The following is a 15,802-nucleotide window of genomic DNA, read 5'->3' as shown; positions in this document are numbered from 1 at the left end:
AAAGAAGACGCCGCCGGCTCGGCGGCGTCTTCGTCAATCCCCGATCTCGACCCATAGGGGGAAATGATCGGATCCGACGGATTGCGTATCGATCCGGGCGGATTTCAACCGGCCCTCGAGGCCGCAACTGACGAAGCAATAATCGAGATGCATGCGTTTGCCGTGATCTTCGGGATCCATCCAGCTGTAGCTCTCCGGCCGATAGGCCGAAAGCGCCGCAAAGGCGTCGATCGGCGTACCGATCCGGGCGACACGGCCGTAATATCCGCCGCCGGCACCGGCAAGCGCGCAATATTCCGGCGATTCCGGCTCCATGTTGAAATCGCCCATGATGATATAATCCTCCGGCAGCGGCGGCTCCGGCAGATCGAATTCGCCGCCGCCCGTCAGCGACCCGCCGTCCTGGACGAAGGCATTGATCTCAGCGTTCAAAAACTGCAGCTGGCGGATGCGCTCGTCGGCCGAGACATGGTCGAGATGGACGGAATAGAAGCGGAGCGCGCCGCCCGGCACTGCGATCACCGCCTCGGTTGCGCCGCGCTGCAGGTTGATCTTGCCGATCGTCCGGCTGCGCGGCAGAAGCAGCGTCCGGGTCGAGATGACAGGCCAGCGCGACAGCACCATATTGCCGAATTGGAAGCGGGTGCCCGGCGGCGGCTGAGGCCTGCCTTTATCGGCCTCGACATGCATGTCGCAGGCCGGCCCATACACCCAGAAATAGTCGGGAAAGAAGGCTGCAACATCGGCCACCATGTCGGCAAAACCGTTGCGCGAGAAGCCGCGGGTCACCTCCTGCAGCGCGATGACATCGGCGCCCTCGAGGCTCCGGGCAATCCGCCTGAGATCGTATCTGCCGTCGAGACCGAAGCCGTACTGTATGTTATAGCTCGCAAAATTCACGATAATCTTTGACCTCCGTCGGAACCGCCTATATCGAATGGGCCAAGACGGGCCGTCCAACTGCCACCGGATACTGGAAGTAAAATGAAATTTCTCGACGAAGCAAAGGTCTATATCCGATCCGGAGACGGCGGCGGGGGCAGCGTCTCCTTCCGGCGCGAGAAATTCATCGAGTTCGGCGGCCCCGACGGCGGTGATGGCGGACGCGGCGGCGACGTCTGGGTCGAGACCGTCAACGGCCTCAACACTCTGATCGATTTCCGCTACCAGCAGCATTTCAAGGCGACGACCGGCACCCACGGCATGGGCCGGAACCGTACCGGCGCCAACGGCAGCGATGTGACGCTCAAGGTCCCCGTCGGCACCCAGATCTTCGAGGAAGACCGGGAAACGCTGATCTGCGATCTCACCGTCGAAGGCCAGCGTTACTGTCTCGCCCATGGCGGCAATGGCGGTTTCGGCAACGCCCATTTCAAGACCTCGACCAATCAGGCGCCGGATTGGGCCAATCCCGGCCTGCCCGGCGAGGAAAAAACCCTCTGGCTGCGGCTGAAGCTGATTGCCGATGCCGGCCTCGTCGGCCTGCCCAATGCCGGCAAGTCGACCTTCCTCGCGTCAGTCACCCGTGCCCGGCCGAAGATCGCCAACTACCCCTTCACCACGCTGCATCCCAATCTCGGCGTCGCCACCATCGACGAGCGGGAATTCATCCTTGCCGACATTCCGGGCCTGATCGAAGGCGCCCATGAAGGTGTTGGCATCGGCGATCGTTTCCTCGGCCATGTCGAGCGCACCCGGGTGCTGCTCCACCTCGTCTCCGCCCAGGAAGAAAAGGTCGGCAAAGCCTATAAGACGGTCAAACACGAGCTCGAAGCCTATGGCAACGATTTGACTGATAAGCCTGAGATCGTGGCGCTGTCGCAGATCGACGTGCTCGACGAGGCCGAACTGAAGAAGAAGACCAAGGAATTAGCCAAGGCCTGCGGCAAGACGCCGTTCCAGATTTCGGCCGTCACCGGCAAGGGCATGACCGAGGTCCTGCGCGCGCTGCGCGACATCATCGTCGAGGAAAATACCGAGGAAAAGCCGGCCAGGGTGGCGAAGCTCAGGCATCGCGACATGGTCGTCACCGATGAGGGCATTGGCGAAGATAAGGGCGGGGACGAGGCCGATGACCAGCCGTAAGCCGCTTGGCCGCTACCGCCGCATCGTCATCAAGATCGGCTCTGCGCTTCTGGTCGACCGCAAGGCCGGGCTGAAGAAGGCCTGGCTCGACGCCATGTGCGCCGATATCTCCGGCCTGAAGGCCAAGGGCATCGATGTGCTCGTCGTTTCCTCCGGCGCCATCGCGCTCGGCCGCTCGGTGCTCGACCTGCCCTCGGGCGCACTGAAGCTGGAGGAAAGCCAGGCGGCGGCGGCCGTCGGCCAGATCGCCCTGGCGCGCGCCTGGTCGGAAAGCCTGTCGCGCGATGAGATCGTTGCCGGCCAGATCCTGCTGACGCTCGGTGATACCGAGGAGCGCCGCCGCTATCTCAATGCGCGGGCCACCATCAATCAGCTTTTGAAGATCGGCGCCGTGCCGATCATCAACGAGAATGACACTGTCGCCACCAGCGAAATCCGCTATGGCGACAACGACCGCCTGGCCGCCCGCGTTGCGACGATGACCGGCGCCGACCTGCTCATCCTTCTCTCCGACATCGACGGCCTCTATACCGCCCCGCCGCATCTCGATCCGAACGCAGCCTTCCTGGAGACGATTTCCGCAATCACCCCGGAGATCGAGGCGATGGCCGGGGGTGCTGCTTCCGAGCTCTCGCGCGGCGGCATGCGCACCAAGATCGATGCCGGGAAGATTGCCACGACATCAGGCTGCGCCATGATCATCGCCTCCGGCAAGACCGACAGCCCGCTGTCGGCGATCGAAAACGGCGCCCGTTCCTCGTGGTTCGCCCCTTCGGGGACCCCTGTCACGGCTCGCAAGACCTGGATCGCCGGGCAGCTGCAGCCGGCCGGCGAACTGCATGTCGATGACGGCGCCGTCACCGCTCTCGGCGCCGGCAAGAGCCTGCTTCCGGCCGGCGTGCGCAGCGTTTCCGGCCTCTTCAGCCGCGGCGACACGGTGGCGATCATCGGCCCTCAAGGCCGCGAGATCGCCCGTGGCCTTGTCAGCTACGACGCCGAGGACGCCCGCCGGATTGCCGGCCGCAAATCGGCCGAGATCGCGACCATCCTCGGTTATGCCGGGCGCGCCGCGATGGTCCATCGCGACGACATGGTGATGACCGCGCCGATCGGTTCGAAATCGGAAAGGCAGAAGAAGGACGCGAGTTATGCTTGATACCGTTGCGCCAGGCCCTGACATTGACGTGCTGATGAACGACATCGGCCGCAAGGCGAGGGCTGCCGCACGACCGCTGAGCTTTGCGTCTACCGAGGCGAAGAACAGCGCGTTGCTTGCGATGGCCGATGCGATCCTGGCGAACAAGGCTGAGATTCTTGCCGAAAACGCCAAGGACCTGAAGGACATCGAAGGCACCGAGATGCTCGCCTCCTTCGTCGACCGGCTGACGCTGAACGACAAGCGCATCGCCGAAATAGCGGAGGGAATCCGCGCCATCGCCGCTCTGGCCGATCCGGTCGGCGAAGTCATTGCCGCCTGGGACCGGCCGAACGGCCTGAAGATCGAGCGCGTCCGCACGCCGCTCGGCGTCATCGGCGTCATCTTCGAAAGCCGGCCGAACGTCACCGCCGATGCCGGCGCGCTTTGCCTCAAGGCGGGCAATGCCGTCATTCTGCGCTGCGGTTCGGATTCGCGCCGTTCATCGCAGGCTATCCATGCCTGCCTGGTCGAGGGCCTGAAAGCGGCAGGGCTTCCAGAGCATGCTATCCAGCTCGTCCCGATCACCGACCGCGCCGCCGTCGGCGCCATGCTGCGCGGCCTGGACGGGGCGATCGACGTCATCGTGCCGCGCGGCGGCAAGAGCCTGGTCGCCCGCGTGCAGAGCGAGGCCCGCGTGCCGGTTTTTGCCCATCTCGAAGGCCTGTGCCACATCTATGTCGATGCCTCCGCCGATATCGAGATGGCAAAACAGATCGTCGTCAATGCCAAGATGCGCCGCACCGGCATCTGCGGCGCGGCCGAAACCCTGCTCGTCGATGGCGCCGCGATCGGCACGCATCTGACGCCGTTGCTCGAGATTCTCACAGAGGCCGGCTGCGAGATCCGCGGCTCCGCAACCGTTCTGAAGGTCGCGCCGGGCGTGAAGCCGGCGACCGAGGAAGACTGGTCGACCGAATATCTCGATGCGATCATTTCGGTTGCCGTCGTCGACGGCATATCGGGCGCGATCGCCCATATCCAGACCTATTCCTCGAACCACACCGAGGCTGTCATCGCCGAGGACGCTGACGTCGTTGCGCGGTTCTTCACCGAGGTCGATTCGGCAATCCTGCTGCACAATGCCTCGACGCAGTTTGCCGATGGCGGCGAGTTCGGCATGGGTGCGGAAATCGGCATTGCCACCGGCAAGATGCATGCCCGCGGCCCCGTCGGCGTCGAGCAGCTCACCTCTTTCAAATATCGGGTGCACGGCGCCGGACAGACGCGGCCCTGACGTGACGACCGAGCCTGACGTGGCGATTGGGCCTGACGTGGTGATTGAGAATGTGGACCGCCACTATCTCCGCATGCCGCACAGCGAGCGCGGCATGGTCGTCGGTCTGTTCGGCGGTTCGTTCAACCCGCCGCATCAGGGCCACGCGCTCGTTGCCGAGATCGCCCTCAAGCGGCTCGGCCTCGATCAGCTCTGGTGGATGGTCACCCCCGGCAATCCGCTGAAGAGCCGCAACCAACTCGCTCCGCTTGCCGAGCGCATTGCCGAAAGCGAGCGCATTGCCCCCGATCCCCGCGTCAAGGTCACCGCCTTCGAACAAACGCTCGGCGTCAGCTACACCGCGAACACGCTTGCCCGCGTCAAGGCCCGCAATCCGCATGTGCATTTCATCTGGATCATGGGCGCCGACAGCCTGCAGACCTTTCACAAATGGCAGAAATGGCAGGAAATTGCCCGCACCTTCCCGATCGCCGTGATCGACCGGCCGGGCGCGACGCTCTCCTTCCTCTCCTCGAAGATGACGAGAACCTTCGATTTCGCCCGTGTTGACGAGGATGACGCGCGTGTTCTCTGGAAGAAACCCGCGCCGGCCTGGACCTTCATCCACGGACCGCGCTCCGGCCTGAGCTCGACGGCAATCCGCAACGGCTCGGCGCCTGGCAGCTCCGAACCGGGCAGCTCCGAATAGGCCGATTTTTAGGGAAATCCCAGAAACGAGAAAGCCCGACGGGGGAGGAGATCCGTCGGGCTTATAAACTCGATCGACAACTGGGAGGAGGAGTGTTGTCGATCCTACCGAACGGCTATGGGAGGAGGAGAAGCCGTTTCGATGAGTCTGTTGTATCATATTCCGCCAGAAGGTGAATATCGATTGGTGCATTGCAGCAATGCACGGGATGCAAATCTCTACGCAGACTTCGCTCAACCGGTGCCGCTTTTATTAGCAAAAATTAAAAGAAGTATTTCCCTACTGCCGGGAGTCCTTGAGATTTGCAAACGGACTCCGAGTATTTTCGCCCCGCCGATCTCGATTTCGGCGGGAGCCATGCACTTGCCGAATGCGTGAACATTGCGCCGCTGCGACAGCGGATCCGCGATAGGGTTATATTTTCATGGATATATCCCTAGCAAAGCCGCACCGCTCGTTATATTCGTCGCAATATTTCGAACCCCTGGGGAGTGAACATGCAAAACCGCCGCCAATGGATGAAACTGGCAACTGCCGCGATCGCGGCCCTCTGGCTTGGCACAGCAGCGCTTCCGGCGCCGGCCACTGCGGCCGAAAAGCTCACCGTCTTTGCGGCGGCGAGCCTCAAGGATGCGCTCGATGCCGCCAACGCCGCCTGGACCAAAGAAAGCGGCAAGGACGCCGTCACCTCCTACGCGGCGAGTGGGGCGCTGGCCAAGCAGATCGAAAATGCGGCGCCCGCCGATATCTTCATCTCGGCCGACCGCGACTGGATGGATTACGTCGCCAAGAAGAACCTGATCAAGGCCGACACCCGTTCGGACCTGCTTGGAAACCGGATCGTGCTCGTTGCCGAAAAGGACAAGGCCAAGCCCGTCGAGATCAAGCAGGATTTCGATCTCGCCGGTTTGCTCGGTGACGGAAGGCTTGCCATGGGTGAACCGAAATCGGTTCCGGCCGGCAAATACGGCATGGCCGCGCTGGAAAAACTCGGCGTCTGGAAATCGGTGGAAAGCAAGGTCGCCGGCGCCGAGAGCGTGCGTGCCGCCCTGGCCCTCGTCTCCCGCGGTGAAGCGCCTTATGGCATCGTCTACCAGACGGATGCCGCGGCCGATAAGGGTGTCGCCGTCGTCGGCACCTTCCCGGCCGATTCCCACCCGCCGATCATCTATCCGATCGCCATCCTGGCTTCGAGCAAGAACCCGGATGCTGCCGCCTATCTCGACTTCCTGAAATCCGACAAGGCCGCTGCCTTCTTCACCGCGCAGGGCTTCACGATTCTGAAGTGATAAGCTGAGGTGATTGCAGAAACGATTGTCGCAGCTTAGCGTGGAGACTCGCCTCGTGAGCGCAGACTCCTCCATAGTCGGCCAACTTCTCCTTCGTCATGCTCGGGCTTGTCCCGAGCATCTGCAGCCGGTGCAGCAGATCCTCGGCACAAGGCCGAGGATGACGCCGAGTGAAGAGCGAGGCTTGTCATCAAACCGAGGCACGTTTCGGCGAGCCTTAGATTTCTGGGAGACCACCGCATTTGAATATATTGGGCCTGAGCAACGAGGAATGGACGGCGATCCTGCTCAGCCTGCGCGTCTCGATCGTCGCCATGCTGGCGAGCCTGCCCTTCGGCATTCTCGTCGCCCTGCTGCTTGCCCGCGGCCGCTTCTGGGGCAAATCGGTGCTGAACGGCATCGTTCATCTGCCGCTGATCCTGCCGCCGGTCGTCACCGGTTTCCTTCTCCTCATCCTGTTCGGCCGCCGCGGTCCGATCGGCAGCCTGCTCGACCAGTATTTCGGCATCGTTCTCTCCTTCCGCTGGACCGGTGCGGCTCTGGCCTGTGCCGTCATGGCCTTTCCGCTGATGGTGCGCAGCATCCGCCTGTCGATCGAGGCGGTCGACCGCAAGCTGGAGGAGGCGGCCGGAACACTCGGCGCCGGTCCGGCCTGGGTCTTTTTGACGATCACCCTGCCGCTGATCTTGCCCGGCATCATCACCGGTATGATCCTTTCCTTCGCCAAGGCGATGGGTGAATTCGGTGCGACGATCACCTTCGTCTCCAATATCCCGGGAGAAACCCAGACGCTGTCGGCAGCAATCTACACCTTCACCCAGGTGCCGGGCGGCGATGCCGGCGCGCTCCGCCTGACGCTCGTCGCCGTCGTCATTTCCATGGTCGCCCTGCTCGCCTCCGAATTCCTCGCCCGTCTCGCCGGCCGGAGGATCGATCCGGAATGACGCTGATCGTCGAGGCAAAACAGAGGCTCGGCGCCTTTTCGCTCGATGCCGCCTTCACCTCCGAGCGTGGCGTCACCGCGCTGTTCGGCCGCTCCGGCTCCGGCAAGACCTCGATGATCCGCATCATCGCCGGCCTCGCCCGCCCGGACGAAGGCCGCGTCGTCCTCGACGGCGAGCCCCTGACCGAAACCGCAACCGGTATCTTCGTCCCAAAACATCGCCGCCGCTTCGGTTATGTCTTTCAAGAAGCCCGGCTTTTCCCGCATCTCAGCATTCGCGCCAATCTCTCCTATGGCCGCTGGTTCGCGGCGAGACCGGCACACGGCGAGAGCTTCGATCACATCGTCGACCTGCTCGGCATCGAGACGCTGCTGGAGCGCAGCCCAGCGAAGCTTTCCGGCGGCGAGAAGCAGCGCGTCGCCATCGGCCGCGCACTTCTCTCCTCGCCCCGCCTGCTGTTGATGGACGAGCCGCTCGCCGCCCTCGACGAGGCGCGCAAGGCTGAGATCTTGCCTTATCTCCAGCGATTGCGCGACGAAACCGACATTCCGATCGTCTATGTCAGCCACTCGATCGCCGAGGTGGCGCGGCTGGCAAACCAGGTGGTCGTCATGCGCGACGGCAAGGTGGAAGCGACCGGCCTCGCCGTCGACATATTGAGCCGCCCCTCTGCGGCATCCGACCGGCGCGAGGCGGGCGCGCTGCTGGAGGGCACGGTGGAAAGCTTCGATGCGCGTCACCGCCTGTCAACGGTCGCGCTGAAATCCTGTCGGCTCCATATTCCGGGCGCGGCCCTTGCGCCCGGCAAATCGGTCCGCATCCGCATTCCCTCGCGCGATGTCATGCTGGCGACCGCAAGACCCGAGGGGCTCAGCGCGCTGAATATTTTGGAAGCAAGGATAGAAGGGATGTCGTCGGCCGAGGACGGAACGGTGGAAATTCGGCTCGATTGCGGCGGCGATATCATTCTTTCCCGGATCACCACACTGTCCTGCGAGCGTCTGGATCTTCGACCGGGAAGGGCGGTCTTCGCCGTCATCAAGACAGTTGCCCTGGAGGCCTGATCAGCCGCGCTTGCCTTCGAGCCAGGCGAGGTCTTCGGCAAGGCTCGTGCGCATCGTGCTTTCCATCCGGCGGAAACGCGCGAGCAATTCCTCGCCGAACGGCGTCAGCGCCGCGCCGCCGCCCTTCTGCCCGCCCCGCTGCGATTCCACTACCTGTTCAGAGAACATCCGGTTCATCTCGCTGACCAGCAGCCATGCCCGCCGATAGGACATGTCCATTGCCCGCCCCGCCGCCGAGATCGATCCGGTCTGGCGGATATGCTCCAGCAGTTCCATCTTGCCATGGCCAAGCCGATCCTCGTCCGGGAAACTGATTCGTAGGACAGGCACGAGGGTTTTTGCGGCTGAGTCGGTCATTGAATCCGGAGATCGTGGAATTTGCCGCACTTTACGCTGCGGCACGGAAACTGTACACCGCCCGCAATAAGCAGCCCGAGTGGCAATATTCTTCAATTTGGACGTCGGATCGGATTTTCAGCCGTTCTGTATCTTAGCACGTCTTGAAACATTAATGGTTTGATGCCTATCTTAACCATGATCCGGTCTCGATCGGATCTCGTGTTGTGCATGGTTTGTCATTCCAGGAAAGGGAAAAAACTGACAACAGTACACGCCAAGGGAAAAACGCTCGCCGTTATCCCGAAGAGTGCGGAACGTGGCGCCGATGCCGCTGCCCGCGCCCTAGAAACCGTCCTCGCCAGCCTCGAGGACTCCAAAGCTGAAGATATCGTCACCATCGACATTGCCGGAAAATCGGCGCTGGGAGACTACATGATCGTCGTCTCCGGCCGCTCGAACAGGCATGTCATGGCGATCTCGGATCATCTGCTCACCGACCTTAAGGATGACGGCCTCGGCACGGCCCGCGTCGAAGGCCAGGAAGGCGGCGATTGGGTCCTGATCGACACCGGTGACATTATCGTGCACGTGTTCCGCCCCGAAATCCGCGAGTTCTACAACATCGAAAAGATGTGGGCGGCTCCGGATATGGATGAAGAAACACGGCACTGACAGGCGGCCGGCATTTGTCCGGCGCCTGAGATGTGGCATTGGCTGGCCGGACAAGTTTAGAAGCCGGCCGGTGGCGCCTTATGCGCCCGATGTGCCGCCTCAGCGGGGAGCGGAAGAATGCGAGTTGGTCTTTTTGCGGTGGGACGGCTGAAGTCCGGCCCCGAAAAAGATCTTGCGGCCCGTTATTTCGACCGTGTCGCCAAGGCCGGCCCTGCCGTCGGCCTTGAATTTACCCGTATCGCCGAAGTTGCCGAAAGCCGTGCCTCCAATGCGGAAACCCGCAAACGCGAGGAAGCAGTACTGCTGTTAAAATCGCTTGCCGATGGCAGCATCCTCATTCTTCTCGACGAACGCGGCAAGGCGCTGGACAGCGAAGCTTTCGCAAGCCTGCTCGGCTCCTATCGTGACCAGGGCAAACGCGAGCTGACCATCGCCATCGGCGGCGCCGACGGCCTCGATCCCTCACTCTATGACCGCGCCGACGCCACGCTGTGCCTGGGCAAGATGACCTGGCCGCATCAGCTCGTGCGCACGCTGATCGCCGAACAGCTGTATCGCGCCGTCACCATCCTGTCCGGCCACCCCTATCACCGCGTCTGAATGCGTCGCAATGTCACGCAGCCGTGTTTGCTCGGCCGGCCGTTCTCGGTCGAACGTTCTGGCAAAGCGTGCCAAATCAGCTTAGGCTCCGCGCGATTTCAGAAAGTGCCCGAACACGCATGACGACAACAGCAACCAGGCGACACCGCATGATCCTGCCGGCTATCGTCGCCAGTGTCGGTGTGGTGGTGATTGCCGTGTCGGCAAATCCCTTCAGCGTTCGAGCACAGGATACCGCACCTGAGGCAGCCCAATCTGCTCCGCAGCCGGCAGCCGGGCCGGCGCCAGCCGATCCGGCCGCCGAACTGGCCGCTAAACGCGACCAGACCCGCGCCGAACTCGAAACCCTGTCGAAAACCATCAGTCTCTCCACCGACAAGGTGAGCGCGCTTCAACAGAGCATCGCCGATCTGGACAAGAGCACGCAAAGCATTCGCCAAGCGCTGATCGAGTCGGCTGCTCGCCGCAAAACGCTGGACAAGCAGATCCTCGAAAGCGAGAAGAAGCTTGCCGATCTCGGCGTCAAGCAGGATGGCATCCGCCGCTCGCTGCACGAACGCCGCGGCCTTCTGGCCGAGGTGCTGGCAGCACTCCAGCGCATGGGCCGCAACCCGCCGCCCGCTTTGCTCGTCACCCCTGATGACGCGCTTGCCTCGGTGCGCAGCGCCATCCTGCTCGGCGCCGTCGTGCCCGGCATCCGCAAGGAGACCGACAAGCTTGCCGCCGATCTGGCAAGCCTCGCCGCATTGCAGACCGCAAGTGCTGCCGAGAAGGCCGGCCTGACCGCGACGATGACCGACGGTATCGAGGAAGAGCGGCGCATGGACCTGCTGCTGGCCGAAAACGACAAGCTCAGCCGCAGCAATGCCGCTGAACTCGCAGCCGAGAAAAAGCGCTCCGAGGAGCTGGCCGGCAAGGCGACCAGCCTCGAAGGCCTCGTCGCCTCGATGGAATCCGAGATCGCTTCGGTGCGGGACGCCGCCGCCGCCGCCCGCCAGGCGGAGGAAAACCGCAAGCTGATGACGGACGAGCAGCGCGCCCAGGCCAAGGCGTTGGCCGACAGCGGCGTGCCCGATAAAAACCGCATTGCGCCCGCATATCCCTTCGGAGAATTGAAGGCGAAATTGGAGGTGCCCGTTGCGGGCGATATCCTGCGCCAGTTCGGCGATGCCGACGGCACCGGGCACGAGGCCATGGGCATGACGGTCGCCACCAATCCGGAGACGGTGGTGACGGCGCCTGCCGATGGCCTGGTGGTTTTCGCCGGCGCTTTCCGCAGTTACGGCCAGATGATCATCCTCGACACCGGCGACGGATACCACCTGGTTCTCTCGGGAATGGATACGATCAATACCCGCCAGGGAAAATTCGTTTTCTCCGGCGAGCCGCTCGCCGTGATGGGCGCGAAAAGAGTGGCAAGCGCAACTGCATTGGCGCTGGAAACGGACCGGCCAACGCTTTACATTGAATTTCGAAAGGACGGTAAACCGGTCGATTCCCGACCATGGTGGACCGCCAAAGACACTGGAAAGGCACGCAATGATTCGTAGGGCTTCTCTTGTTCTGGTCGGCGCATTGATGGGTGCGACCGCCATGAGCGTCATTTACTCGGCGGGTGTGCCGGCAGAAGCGGCCGGATCCTCGACCTATAAGGAGCTTTCGGTTTTCGGTGATGTCTTCGAGCGTGTGCGCGCGCAATATGTCACGCCGCCGGCCGAAGACAAGCTGATCGAGAACGCCATCAACGGCATGCTCTCGTCGCTCGATCCGCATTCGAGCTACATGAATGCGAAGGACGCCGAGGATATGCGCACCCAGACCAAGGGTGAGTTCGGCGGCCTCGGCATCGAAGTCACGATGGAAGACGAACTCGTCAAGGTTATCACCCCGATCGATGACACGCCCGCCGCCAAGGCAGGTGTTCTCGCAGGTGATTACATTTCCGAGATCGACGGTCAGTCGGTGCGCGGCCTGAAGCTGGAAGACGCGGTCGAGAAGATGCGCGGCGCCGTCAACACGCCGATCAAGCTGACGCTGATCCGCAAGGGTGCCGACAAGCCGATCGAGCTGACGATCGTCCGTGACGTCGTCGCCGTCCAGGCCGTCAAATCGCGTGTCGAGGACGATGTCGGTTATCTCCGCATCATCTCCTTCACCGAGAAAACCTATCCCGACATGGAAAAGGCGATCAAGAAGATCAAGGACACCGTTCCGGCCGACAAGCTGAAGGGTTATGTCCTCGACCTGCGCCTCAATCCGGGTGGTCTGCTCGATCAGGCGATCAACGTCTCCGATGCCCTGCTGCAGCGCGGCGAAGTGGTGTCGACCCGCGGCCGCAATCCCGATGAAACCCGCCGCTTCAATGCCGGCCCGGGCGACCTGACGGATGGCAAACCGGTTATCGTGCTGATCAACGGCGGTTCGGCTTCCGCATCGGAAATCGTCGCCGGCGCTCTTCAGGATCTGCGCCGTGCCACCGTTCTCGGCACGCGCTCCTTCGGCAAGGGTTCCGTCCAGACGATCATCCCGCTCGGCGAAAATGGCGCGTTGCGCCTGACCACGGCGCTCTATTACACGCCGTCCGGCCGCTCGATCCAGGGCACCGGCATCACCCCCGACATCAAGGTCGAGGAGCCGCTGCCGGAGGAACTGCAGGGCAAGATGGTGACCGAAGGCGAATCCAGCCTGCGCGGCCACATCAAGGGCCAGAGCGAGACCGACGAAGGTTCGGGCTCCGTTGCCTATGTGCCCCCGGACCCGAAGGACGACGTTCAGCTGAACTACGCGCTCGACCTTCTGCGCGGCAAGAAGACCGATCCGGCCTTCCCGCCGAACCCGGACAAGGCCGTCGTGGCCAAGTAATTCATCCCCTCAAGGCCGGGCATATCGCCCGGCCTTGACCCTTTCTGCTGTTTCCCGATTTTGGAGCGGGCGAAAAATTGGGAACGGACCTGCATGCGCCTTTGGGCCGCAACCGAAAAACCGGCAACCGGCGCCCGGGTGTTCTGCGCCTGGGCCGGATCGCCGCCAGTCTTTGCCTTTTCGCGATAGGCGGCTTTTCCCTGTATACGGCGTTTCGCGGCGACGGGCTCGAACGCAGCAAACCGCCGGCTGCCGAACAAGCCGCAACGCCGCCCTCCGATAGCTCTCAGCCACCGACGACCGCCGCCAATCAGGCGGCGGACGGCATGCCCCGCGCCGAACCGCGTTCGGGCGCCAATGTCGAACAGATGGTCACCGGCGACGGCTCCGTCGTCACCAAATACAGTCCCCGCCCGCGCGATGGCAGCGGCCCGGTACTGGTCGACGCCATGCAGATCGGCCAGGATCCGCGCATGGCGGCCCAGCCAAATGAAGCATTGCTCGAAGAAACCCCTTTTGGCAGGCTTCCGATCGTCGGCCCGGATGGCCGCCGCCCGATGGATCAATATGCCCGTCCCTCGTCCGGCGCGCGCGGCATCCGCATCGCCATCGTCGTCAGCGGCCTCGGGCTCAGCCAGACCGGAACGCAGCGCGCCATCGCGCAATTGCCGGAGGAAATCACCTTCGCCTTTGCCGCAAGCGGCAACAGCCTGCAGCGCTGGATGCTAGAGGCGCGCCGCGGCGGCCATGAGATTCTTTTGCAAGTCCCGCTCGAGCCATTTGATTACCCGGCGAATGATCCCGGCCCGGAAACCTTGCTGACCACGAAACCGGCTGCTCGCAATATCGAGAACCTGCATAAGGCGATGGGTCAGATCACCAATTATACCGGCGTCATGAATTATCTCGGCGGCCGTTTCCTGTCCGATTCCACCGCCATGGAACCTGTCATGCGCGATATCGGCAAGCGCGGCCTGCTGTTCCTCGACGACGGCACGTCGGCGCAGTCGAAGACGGCTGCGGTCGCCAAGGGAACCGAACTGCCCTATGCCTTCGCCGACCTGCAGCTCGACGGCCAGCTCGATATCAACGCCGTCCTGAAGAAGCTCGACGAACTCGAACGCATCGCCCGCAAGAACGGCCAGGCGATCGGCGTCGCCTCGGCTTTCGATGAGAGCGTTGACGCCATCGCCAAATGGAGCGAGGAGGCGGCGATGCGCGGCATCGAGATCGTCGGCGTCGCCGCCCTTTCCAACGACCCCAAGAATCCTTGAGATGGATCCTTGAAAGCCATCTCCAAGAAGAGCCCTGAACGGAGAAGACGATGAGCCAGGCGACCGTAAAAGCCGAGGATCTGCCCTACCGCCCCTGCGTCGGCGTGATGATCCTGAACCGCGATGGCCTCGTCTGGGCCGGGCGGCGCATTCCCGACGGCAATTCGGAATATGACGGCTCGCCGCAGCTCTGGCAGATGCCGCAGGGGGGCATCGACAAGGGCGAGGATCCATTGGACGCCGCCTACCGCGAGCTTTACGAGGAGACCGGCATCAAGACGGTGACCCTGCTGGCCGAAGCAAGAGACTGGATCAATTATGATCTGCCGCCGGCTCTGATCGGTATCGGATTGAAGGGAAAATTCCGCGGCCAGACGCAACGCTGGTTTGCCTTCCGCTTCGAGGGCAACGACAGCGAGATCGCCATCAACCCGCCGCCCGGCGGCCATGAGCCGGAATTCGATGCCTGGGAATGGAAGCCGATGCGGGAACTGCCGGGCCTGATCGTCCCTTTCAAGCGCGCCGTCTACGACCACGTCATCGCCGAATTCGAGCATCTGGCGGCACTGCATTCGGAAGACTGATTTAAGCAGGACGACCGCTTTGGTTTGCGCTCGGCAAACAGGAGCAAGGTGAAGAATATCGGCCGCCGATGGGGCGGCCGATATCGGCAGGGCCTTATTCGGCTTCGTCGGCGGAATCGGCGTTAAGCTGGCCGTATTTGCTCTCGCCGATTTTCCCGAGCAGCTCGAGCTGCGTTTCGAGGAAGTCGATATGACCTTCCTCATCCGCCAACAACTCTTCGAACAGCTTCATGGAAACGTAATCGCCGGCCTCATAACAGATATCGCGCGACTTCTTATAGGCGGCGCGGGCGTCGTATTCGCCGGCAAGATCGGCTTCCAGCACTTCCTTGACGTTTTGGCCGATGCGCAGAGGGGCAAGGGTCTGTAGATTGGGATGGCCTTCTAGGAAAATGATGCGTGCAACAAGCCGATCGGCATGATGCATCTCTTCAATAGATTCGGCGCGCTCTTTCTTGGCGAGCTTGGTGTAGCCCCAGTCCTCAAGAAGCCGATAATGAACCCAATATTGATTGACCGCCCCGAGCTCGAGGAACAACGCCTCGTTAAGCCGCTCGATGACTTTTTTGTCGCCTTTCAATGTCCGCTCTCCTGTTTTCCTCATGGAATTGTTTCAAGCGGGACATGAAATCAAATATTTCGGTCTCCGTCGAGTGGCGACGGGCGTGATATTCCTCGGTCGTCTGGATAATGATGTCGACGACGCTGGGGAAACAGCCGCAGCAGCGGCCGCGTTTTTCCATGGCGTGGTAGACCTTGGCCGGCACGATAAGCTGCCAACAGTCTTCATCGAGAAGGTTGGTGATAACCTCCCGGATTTCCTTGTCGGTTATATAATTGCAGCTGCAGACAAGCACGTCTTCATTCCAAACATGACACTGACTATCGTGTTTTCTGCTAAAGAAGATGGTGGCTGTCAAGAAAAAATTCGAGCCCCGGATCATTGAACAACGGCGTCCGGTGAGGCCT

The 15,802-nt window shown here is 62.3% G+C and carries 18 protein-coding genes; 14 read left to right on the top strand and 4 right to left on the bottom strand.

The annotated features are described in order from the left end of the window. Positions 1-33: 33 nt before the first annotated feature. Positions 34-900, bottom strand: a complete 867-nt coding sequence (locus CO667_RS07710; RefSeq protein ID WP_097617825.1) for an endonuclease/exonuclease/phosphatase family protein — start codon at positions 898-900, stop codon at positions 34-36. An 84-nt stretch (positions 901-984) separates the two neighbouring features. Between CO667_RS07710 and obgE the strand changes: the two genes are divergently transcribed. From obgE to modC, 8 genes are all read left to right on the top strand, one after another. Continuing rightward, positions 985-2,085, top strand: coding sequence for a GTPase ObgE (gene obgE, locus CO667_RS07705; protein ID WP_097617824.1), 1,101 nt, complete (start codon positions 985-987; stop codon positions 2,083-2,085). After that, the gene (proB, locus tag CO667_RS07700; protein WP_097617823.1) at positions 2,072-3,241 is read left to right on the top strand and encodes a glutamate 5-kinase; all 1,170 of its coding nucleotides are present in this window, start codon (positions 2,072-2,074) and stop codon (positions 3,239-3,241) included. Before obgE ends, proB begins: the two co-directional genes overlap by 14 nt. Next, on the top strand, positions 3,234-4,517 hold the full coding sequence (locus tag CO667_RS07695; RefSeq protein WP_097617822.1) for a glutamate-5-semialdehyde dehydrogenase: 1,284 nt from the start codon (positions 3,234-3,236) through the stop codon (positions 4,515-4,517). Before proB ends, CO667_RS07695 begins: the two co-directional genes overlap by 8 nt. A gap of 73 nt (positions 4,518-4,590) precedes the next feature. Beyond that, complete coding sequence (locus CO667_RS07690) at positions 4,591-5,205, top strand: nicotinate-nucleotide adenylyltransferase (protein WP_245433091.1); 615 nt, start codon at positions 4,591-4,593, stop codon at positions 5,203-5,205. Between the two features lie 141 nt (positions 5,206-5,346). Continuing rightward, the gene (locus CO667_RS34705; protein WP_143540701.1) at positions 5,347-5,583 is read left to right on the top strand and encodes a hypothetical protein; all 237 of its coding nucleotides are present in this window, start codon (positions 5,347-5,349) and stop codon (positions 5,581-5,583) included. A 119-nt stretch (positions 5,584-5,702) separates the two neighbouring features. Further along, positions 5,703-6,494 carry a molybdate ABC transporter substrate-binding protein gene (gene modA / locus CO667_RS07685; RefSeq protein WP_097617820.1) on the top strand — a complete coding sequence of 264 codons (792 nt, stop codon included), beginning with the start codon at positions 5,703-5,705 and terminating at the stop codon, positions 6,492-6,494. A 242-nt stretch (positions 6,495-6,736) separates the two neighbouring features. Beyond that, positions 6,737-7,438: a molybdate ABC transporter permease subunit gene (gene modB, locus CO667_RS07675; protein WP_097617819.1), complete on the top strand. Its 702-nt coding sequence runs from the start codon at positions 6,737-6,739 to the stop codon at positions 7,436-7,438. Next, complete coding sequence (modC, locus tag CO667_RS07670) at positions 7,435-8,502, top strand: molybdenum ABC transporter ATP-binding protein (RefSeq protein WP_097617818.1); 1,068 nt, start codon at positions 7,435-7,437, stop codon at positions 8,500-8,502. The genes modB and modC overlap by 4 nt, the downstream gene beginning before the upstream one ends. On the opposite strand, the gene CO667_RS07665 is transcribed toward modC, so the two are convergent. After that, positions 8,503-8,859 carry a winged helix-turn-helix domain-containing protein gene (locus CO667_RS07665; protein WP_097617817.1) on the bottom strand — a complete coding sequence of 119 codons (357 nt, stop codon included), beginning with the start codon at positions 8,857-8,859 and terminating at the stop codon, positions 8,503-8,505. A 210-nt stretch (positions 8,860-9,069) separates the two neighbouring features. Between CO667_RS07665 and rsfS the strand changes: the two genes are divergently transcribed. The 6 genes from rsfS to CO667_RS07635 all read left to right on the top strand — a co-directional run bounded on the left by rsfS (position 9,070) and on the right by CO667_RS07635 (position 14,833). Continuing rightward, positions 9,070-9,513 (top strand): ribosome silencing factor, encoded by a 444-nt coding sequence (gene rsfS / locus CO667_RS07660; RefSeq protein WP_010069136.1) that lies wholly within the window; start codon positions 9,070-9,072, stop codon positions 9,511-9,513. A gap of 117 nt (positions 9,514-9,630) precedes the next feature. Then, positions 9,631-10,113: a 23S rRNA (pseudouridine(1915)-N(3))-methyltransferase RlmH gene (gene rlmH / locus CO667_RS07655; RefSeq protein WP_097617816.1), complete on the top strand. Its 483-nt coding sequence runs from the start codon at positions 9,631-9,633 to the stop codon at positions 10,111-10,113. A gap of 149 nt (positions 10,114-10,262) precedes the next feature. Next, positions 10,263-11,663, top strand: a complete 1,401-nt coding sequence (locus CO667_RS07650; RefSeq protein ID WP_097617815.1) for a murein hydrolase activator EnvC — start codon at positions 10,263-10,265, stop codon at positions 11,661-11,663. Next, positions 11,653-12,975: a S41 family peptidase gene (locus CO667_RS07645; protein ID WP_003543943.1), complete on the top strand. Its 1,323-nt coding sequence runs from the start codon at positions 11,653-11,655 to the stop codon at positions 12,973-12,975. Before CO667_RS07650 ends, CO667_RS07645 begins: the two co-directional genes overlap by 11 nt. 77 nt (positions 12,976-13,052) lie before the next feature. Next, on the top strand, positions 13,053-14,249 hold the full coding sequence (locus CO667_RS07640) for a divergent polysaccharide deacetylase family protein (RefSeq protein WP_097617814.1): 1,197 nt from the start codon (positions 13,053-13,055) through the stop codon (positions 14,247-14,249). Between the two features lie 50 nt (positions 14,250-14,299). Further along, positions 14,300-14,833: an RNA pyrophosphohydrolase gene (locus tag CO667_RS07635; RefSeq protein WP_097617813.1), complete on the top strand. Its 534-nt coding sequence runs from the start codon at positions 14,300-14,302 to the stop codon at positions 14,831-14,833. A 94-nt stretch (positions 14,834-14,927) separates the two neighbouring features. Here the strand turns inward: CO667_RS07635 and bfr are convergent, their stop codons facing one another. Next, a complete protein-coding gene (bfr, locus tag CO667_RS07630; protein WP_143540700.1) occupies positions 14,928-15,413 on the bottom strand; it encodes a bacterioferritin in 486 nt (161 codons plus the stop codon). Beyond that, on the bottom strand, positions 15,379-15,777 hold the full coding sequence (locus CO667_RS07625; RefSeq protein WP_097617811.1) for a (2Fe-2S)-binding protein: 399 nt from the start codon (positions 15,775-15,777) through the stop codon (positions 15,379-15,381). The genes bfr and CO667_RS07625 overlap by 35 nt, the downstream gene beginning before the upstream one ends. Positions 15,778-15,802 lie beyond the last annotated feature (25 nt).

It is taken from the genome of Rhizobium sp. L43, from assembly GCF_002531725.1.
In the GTDB taxonomy this organism is placed as follows: Bacteria; Pseudomonadota; Alphaproteobacteria; order Rhizobiales; family Rhizobiaceae; genus Rhizobium.
The sequence above is the reverse complement of the archived record's forward strand: the minus strand, read 5'-3'. Positions and strand labels throughout refer to the sequence as shown.